Source organism: Shigella sp. FC1967 (assembly GCF_001743005.1).
Lineage (GTDB): Bacteria > Pseudomonadota > Gammaproteobacteria > Enterobacterales > Enterobacteriaceae > Proteus.
The window spans coordinates 1-5,070 of record NZ_MIIZ01000669.1 but is presented as its reverse complement, the minus strand read 5'-3'; the positions used below and the strand labels follow the sequence as shown (position 1 = coordinate 5,070).

The following is a 5,070-nucleotide window of genomic DNA, read 5'->3' as shown; positions in this document are numbered from 1 at the left end:
GACAATTTCATCGTAATTCTTTTTTCCTGTAATATTACTATACCCTTTTCCTCGCCAATCTAAGACAAACTCTATATGATGATTTTTCCATATACCTATAATGCTATCCTCAGTACATGCAATACCTTCATTTTTCATTTTTTGTATAATATTTTGTATTGTATGTACAACAATATGATCATTCATATCATTTAGCCCTTTCCATTCATTTATAACTCTTAATAATGAATATTAATAAGCTAATGTATGATTAGCAATCAGATAAAATTAATAAAGCGAATACGAAAACTAAGTGACTTCAACAAAATAAACAGATTCACTATACAACCGACGTACCTTGTTACCTCGTAAACCATAACAGGTGCGGCTCACTTTCTCTTGCTGGTGGCTATCAAAGAAATAGAGATAGCCACTATCCATACGCTCCACCAGCGACCAATGCCACTGATCACCCAGAAGAATAAGCCGACGTGACGTTGTATGAGCGTCTAAGAATGCCTGACAAGTAGACAGTATTTTTTGTGTGGTAAGTCCATCTCTGTAACGAAATGGCGTGGTGACGTGTAGAGGGGTTTGTGATGGGTATTTTGAGGTTAGGCGCTTAATCAAGTAATCCATTTCAGGAATATCAATACCTTGACTTAAACACTTGTATAGTGACCAGTATTCACTGTATTCACGCAAAAGATAATTAAATAACGGGCGGGGCTTAATGCGATCTCCATAAAACCATGCACTCATATTCACCAGACTGTAAATCCCACAGAGGCAATCTAAATCCCCTTGCTTGGACGGTATCAACATCAACTCAAACCTTCTCTTGATTGTACTGTACTTAATGGAATCACCAGCGCTGGTATTATTTTTTACTTAATTAGTGGGTTTCCCACTGAATACTGACTTCATAACATTTCATTTTGTGGTATTGAATAAAATTGCGTTGCCACAGTTCAAACAGTGCTCCGCCCTCTTCTTCATCAATATCCCCTATCATAAAATGATAGATATAACTCTGCGACCAACAAACATCGAGTTCCTTTTCAAGCTCAGGATAATAGCTTCCCATGTATGAAAAATCTGTCACATAATCAAACTGCCATTGCTCATGCAGCCGTAACAAGCGTATTTCGACAGGATGGAAACCGCCTGTTTCAGCACTATACAATGGGTCTCGAAAATTTAAGGTAACCGCCCTAACAGTGGTTAAATCAATCGCTGAGTTAATCACTGAATTATTCAGTTCATGTAATAATAATTGGCTAAAAGCTTGTGCGATAGGCAAGCGTAGCCCTGACTGATGAATAGTCATATAAAGTTGCCTTTAAATAAAAAAGTGGAAATAAACTGTTAAGCACAACCCAATCATATTTTTGGTATAGTGCCATGCTAATATTTTACCATAACCACTAGCAAAGTAAAGTGTTTTATTATTTACAATCAGATAGTTACATGCATTTAGCCATCATTGCTATTTTGATATACCTACCGTGATTTTTATTTATGGCGGGGGAATATTGACGTGGAAAGTGAATGAAAGAATAGAAACGTCAAATGATAAAATGCCAACCTAATAATAGGCTGGCATAGCAATTAACCATTGAGTAACGTAACAACAAAACTTTTTTTATCATCCGTAAGCTGCACGGAATAAATTACCGTGATAGAACCTGCTTTCCCCGTTGCTTCCGCAGCACAGAGATAAACGCCTCGTTGTGTATTTTGACGTTGCGTTCGCACATTCTCAAGCTGCTCATACATTGCCCAACCGACATGTTGATTGACCACTTGTAACGCTAATGCTTTTGCACCATCACTATTACAATTTACAGTGCTCTCATTGCATCCCGTTAAACCAACCATCGCCGTTAATATGCTTGATTTCATCCACTGGCTAAGTTTCATTTTCACATTGTCACCTTACAGCAGAAAATTCACGGTGATCCCTGCTAATATATCAAGTGCAATCACCACCAACGCCACGTAATACCAAGCACGACGATTCGGTATTTTCGCGATAAAGTAAAAACAGCAAACATCCCAAATGAGAATCAATGCTTCTACTTTATTCAATGTCACCTTTTTAGTAATAAAAAATTCAACGATATTTAAGAATAAAATCGGTAAAAACCAAAATAGCCAAAAGGTTTTAGCTAATCCAAAGCCCCCGTTGAGCAAACGCTGTTTAAATAAAGCTGGATCATTTAATCCTTTCGCTTCGTTTTCTTCTCGGATTTTTTGCAATTTATTTTTGATAGACATGACTGTTCCTTCAATTAAATGAATTAAGGGTTTTTTCCATGGTGTTGACGCTAGAATGGGTGCAATGCCTTACCGATAGGCAAGGGTAAATATTTAGGCTATTTCAATTACCGCCCATGATTATTAGAGGGTGGCTTGTTGATGTAACGACTCGGCCATATTGTTTCGGGAGCCGTGCCAATCACATCCGCAATGATCTGTTCAGCTCTTGGGTAAGCTCTCTCTAGCGCATTATTTAACGTCCGAGAAGAAAGACCATGCTCGCGAGATAATTGCGCTAGTGTGACCCCTTTTTTATGCAAAGCCGCCACAATATCCGCGCGGTGCCAATCCGCAGCGCTTCCTTTTCCGGGCTTTTTTTGAGATGCTACAGGGTTAGACATAGTAATAACTCCACTGTTTAATTCCTCGTCTATTAAAAACCAATTAAAGGGAATTATCAATAGATATCTTTATGATTTTAACATCTTTCTAGTGCGGTTATTTTATCCTTTTGATATGTATGGAATTTATAAAAATCATGACTGATAAAAAAACAACTAACTGAAATAGATAATGCGCCCAAGCTTTGGTTTACCAGTGGGGAGCTAGCTGCTATAGGAAAAGAAAAAGCTGACGATCCAACACGTTACCCTGAATATAAAGATATGGATATCCCTACCACCGCGAAAGGCGTTAGAGTCCGTCTAGAGTCAATCACAGCTCTTCATCCCCACTTTCGCAAGAAGAACCCTAATAAGCGTGGCGACCTCTATCATATTGATGCCTTTAAGGTGATCCTAAACACGAATGAAAAAGAGATCATCAAGCAAAACACGCTATCTTCTGAAAGTGCAGATCTTAACCTTTTACTTGAAATCTACAAATCACTGTCAGTTGAGAAAAGAAAAGCGTTATTAAAAAATGCACTCACAATGAAACAGGAAGAATTAAGTTAGTATCTTTTAATATCTTTTGTTATTTTAATAACTGTATTTTCGTCACTGACTCAGAGGCACTATGCAGTTATCTCACCACAACGCGCTAGACAACAGCTGTGACCCATTGACAGTTAAAGCCATTAATTATGTCATTCTCATTAACAGAGCCTCACCGAGACGTTTACAGCGCCATTTTCGGATAGGATTTCACCGTGCTGAGCGCATTATTCATCAACTTGAGCATCTCGGTGTTATCACCCCGTTAAATCAATATGATTATCGTGAAGTGCAAGGATACCCAACTCACAGCCGATCTTTTGATGCTTCAGCCTTTACAGCACCTATTGAGACGGCACAAACACCGTTATTCACTGAATCACCGCTGGATACGCAATCCCTAGAATACCGTTGTTTGATTCAAGCTATCGTCTGGCAACGTATTGTAGTCTGGGTTGAAGAAATCGAGATTGAAGGTAGTACAGCCAATATATTGAAATCTATCTCACCGTTTGAATACCTGATTGATACGCACAGCGATGATATTTATCAGGATACACTCCGCAACAACGCCAGTTCTTACCGTTTTCTAGCCACATTACGCCCTGAAATCCCGCTGGATGTACTGCGGCAACATGGACGCATTAGTTATCAGCCGTGCTGGAAGCTGCCCCGTATAGCACAAGAAGAATGGCAAGGTTTATGGGTGCCAAATGAAGCAGGATGGGAAAGCCTAAGTGAGGAAAATACTCATCAGCCAAGAGGAATTGGTGAGTGGCCTGACTTACCCCATAAAAGCATGAAACCGTTGGTGCATGCGCTGCAAGAGGACGGTGGGGACTATTTACGGTATTTGATTTATTGGAAAAGTCAGTTTTAACCATTGCGAATATAATCAATTAATAATCACAATTTCTAAAAAAAGTTTATCATAAACTATGATTTATATAAGCATAAATCATACTCCCTCCACCATTGACTTTAGTTCATAAATTTAAAAATCTACTTACCATCATCCCAAGAGTTCAGAAAATCAGCCAATATATCTCCATGACAGGCCTGTGGCTTACAAAAGCATCCCAATCTTTTCCCAGACAAACTATAAACCTTTGATTTATCCACATTTAAAAATTTATCATAATCGAAGTCATACTTGAATTTTCTGATAACTTCATCTCGATCTCCATCCTCAAACATTGAGTAGGGATTTCCCCCAGTATGATCCCCCTACCAATGTATTCATAGTGAGGAGTACATTTTTCAGCTTTATACTTTGTATCAGACTTTATATTAATCACCCTAGTTATCTGAATATGTATAAATCTCAGAGGGATTTTAGATTTTGTCAATAATTCAAACTCTAAAACAAATTCCTCTCCATCATCAAAAACAATCGCATGTGTTATATCATCACATGACCACTTTGGTAAATGATTAGAACTTACAGTACCTATATTCTCCGAACAAAAAACTTCAATCAGCTTGTTGGGATCTTCAGGATAAAGCAATTCCACATCATCTAAATTCGATGTTATCTTACCCACTTTCCTTGCAAATTTTGAATAACAATTAAAAAGCTTAGGGTACAAAATCAATATCTTAGCCATTAGTACAGGTGCTTAACATTAAAGTTTAAATCAGTATGTTCGTTTAGGTATTCTATCACTAAACGCCTGTGACATAAATGAGGTTCGTGCTCACTACAAAGTAAACAGCCTTGATCAAATAGCGGGAGTTTTGCAAAGCGTTCGATGTTACGCTTTGCCATTAAATTTAAGAACCTATCTTCATACATCTCCCAAGATATATCACCTTTTTTTGTATGGATTAAGTATTTCTTTAGTTGGTGCCAATTCAGGCATATGAACATATTCTGAGCCACATAGCTCCTTCA

Annotated in this window: 11 protein-coding genes; 2 read left to right on the top strand and 9 right to left on the bottom strand. The window is 37.9% G+C overall.

Annotation, left to right across the window (positions count from 1 at the left end; genetic code table 11):
• The 6 genes from BHE89_RS09325 to BHE89_RS09300 form a co-directional block, all read right to left on the bottom strand.
• A partial coding sequence (locus BHE89_RS09325; protein ID WP_141008283.1) for a hypothetical protein occupies positions 1 to 186 on the bottom strand: 186 nt, incomplete at its 3' end.
• Between the two features lie 102 nt (positions 187 to 288).
• Complete coding sequence (locus BHE89_RS09320; protein WP_069367801.1) at positions 289 to 804, bottom strand: hypothetical protein; 516 nt, start codon at positions 802 to 804, stop codon at positions 289 to 291.
• A gap of 70 nt (positions 805 to 874) precedes the next feature.
• Positions 875 to 1,309: a DUF2787 family protein gene (locus tag BHE89_RS09315; protein ID WP_069367800.1), complete on the bottom strand. Its 435-nt coding sequence runs from the start codon at positions 1,307 to 1,309 to the stop codon at positions 875 to 877.
• A gap of 281 nt (positions 1,310 to 1,590) precedes the next feature.
• On the bottom strand, positions 1,591 to 1,908 hold the full coding sequence (locus tag BHE89_RS09310) for a hypothetical protein (RefSeq protein WP_128860424.1): 318 nt from the start codon (positions 1,906 to 1,908) through the stop codon (positions 1,591 to 1,593).
• Positions 1,909 to 1,917: 9 nt separating this feature from the next.
• On the bottom strand, positions 1,918 to 2,259 hold the full coding sequence (locus BHE89_RS09305) for a hypothetical protein (RefSeq protein WP_069367798.1): 342 nt from the start codon (positions 2,257 to 2,259) through the stop codon (positions 1,918 to 1,920).
• 107 nt (positions 2,260 to 2,366) lie between these two features.
• A complete protein-coding gene (locus BHE89_RS09300) occupies positions 2,367 to 2,642 on the bottom strand; it encodes a helix-turn-helix domain-containing protein (protein WP_069367797.1) in 276 nt (91 codons plus the stop codon).
• Positions 2,643 to 2,906: 264 nt separating this feature from the next.
• Between BHE89_RS09300 and BHE89_RS09295 the strand changes: the two genes are divergently transcribed.
• Positions 2,907 to 3,197, top strand: a complete 291-nt coding sequence (locus BHE89_RS09295; protein ID WP_128860423.1) for a hypothetical protein — start codon at positions 2,907 to 2,909, stop codon at positions 3,195 to 3,197.
• A 61-nt stretch (positions 3,198 to 3,258) separates the two neighbouring features.
• Positions 3,259 to 4,056 (top strand): DNA translocase FtsK, encoded by a 798-nt coding sequence (locus tag BHE89_RS09290; RefSeq protein ID WP_077885092.1) that lies wholly within the window; start codon positions 3,259 to 3,261, stop codon positions 4,054 to 4,056.
• Positions 4,057 to 4,178: 122 nt separating this feature from the next.
• Here the strand turns inward: BHE89_RS09290 and BHE89_RS26965 are convergent, their stop codons facing one another.
• The 3 genes from BHE89_RS26965 to BHE89_RS25420 are packed head-to-tail and all read right to left on the bottom strand — an operon-like array spanning position 4,179 to position 4,971.
• Entirely contained in the window at positions 4,179 to 4,373 is a 195-nt protein-coding gene (locus BHE89_RS26965; RefSeq protein WP_216080997.1) for a DUF4326 domain-containing protein, read from the bottom strand.
• Entirely contained in the window at positions 4,301 to 4,783 is a 483-nt protein-coding gene (locus tag BHE89_RS09285) for a hypothetical protein (RefSeq protein ID WP_216080998.1), read from the bottom strand. The genes BHE89_RS26965 and BHE89_RS09285 overlap by 73 nt, the downstream gene beginning before the upstream one ends.
• Complete coding sequence (locus tag BHE89_RS25420; RefSeq protein WP_458694212.1) at positions 4,783 to 4,971, bottom strand: DUF488 family protein; 189 nt, start codon at positions 4,969 to 4,971, stop codon at positions 4,783 to 4,785. Before BHE89_RS25420 ends, BHE89_RS09285 begins: the two co-directional genes overlap by 1 nt.
• Positions 4,972 to 5,070 lie beyond the last annotated feature (99 nt).

Bases quoted from the DNA above. Each gene is read 5' to 3' on its own strand.
- BHE89_RS09295 (WP_128860423.1), top strand. From the start codon at position 2,907: ATGGATATCCCTACCACCGCGAAAGGCGTTAGAGTCCGTCTAGAGTCA.
- BHE89_RS09290 (WP_077885092.1), top strand. From the start codon at position 3,259: ATGCAGTTATCTCACCACAACGCGCTAGACAACAGCTGTGACCCATTG.
- BHE89_RS09320 (WP_069367801.1), bottom strand. From the start codon at position 804: ATGTTGATACCGTCCAAGCAAGGGGATTTAGATTGCCTCTGTGGGATT.
- BHE89_RS09315 (WP_069367800.1), bottom strand. From the start codon at position 1,309: ATGACTATTCATCAGTCAGGGCTACGCTTGCCTATCGCACAAGCTTTT.
- BHE89_RS09305 (WP_069367798.1), bottom strand. From the start codon at position 2,259: ATGTCTATCAAAAATAAATTGCAAAAAATCCGAGAAGAAAACGAAGCG.
- BHE89_RS09285 (WP_216080998.1), bottom strand. From the start codon at position 4,783: ATGGCTAAGATATTGATTTTGTACCCTAAGCTTTTTAATTGTTATTCA.
- BHE89_RS09300 (WP_069367797.1), bottom strand. From the start codon at position 2,642: ATGTCTAACCCTGTAGCATCTCAAAAAAAGCCCGGAAAAGGAAGCGCT.
- BHE89_RS25420 (WP_458694212.1), bottom strand. From the start codon at position 4,971: ATGTATGAAGATAGGTTCTTAAATTTAATGGCAAAGCGTAACATCGAA.
- BHE89_RS26965 (WP_216080997.1), bottom strand. From the start codon at position 4,373: ATGTTTGAGGATGGAGATCGAGATGAAGTTATCAGAAAATTCAAGTAT.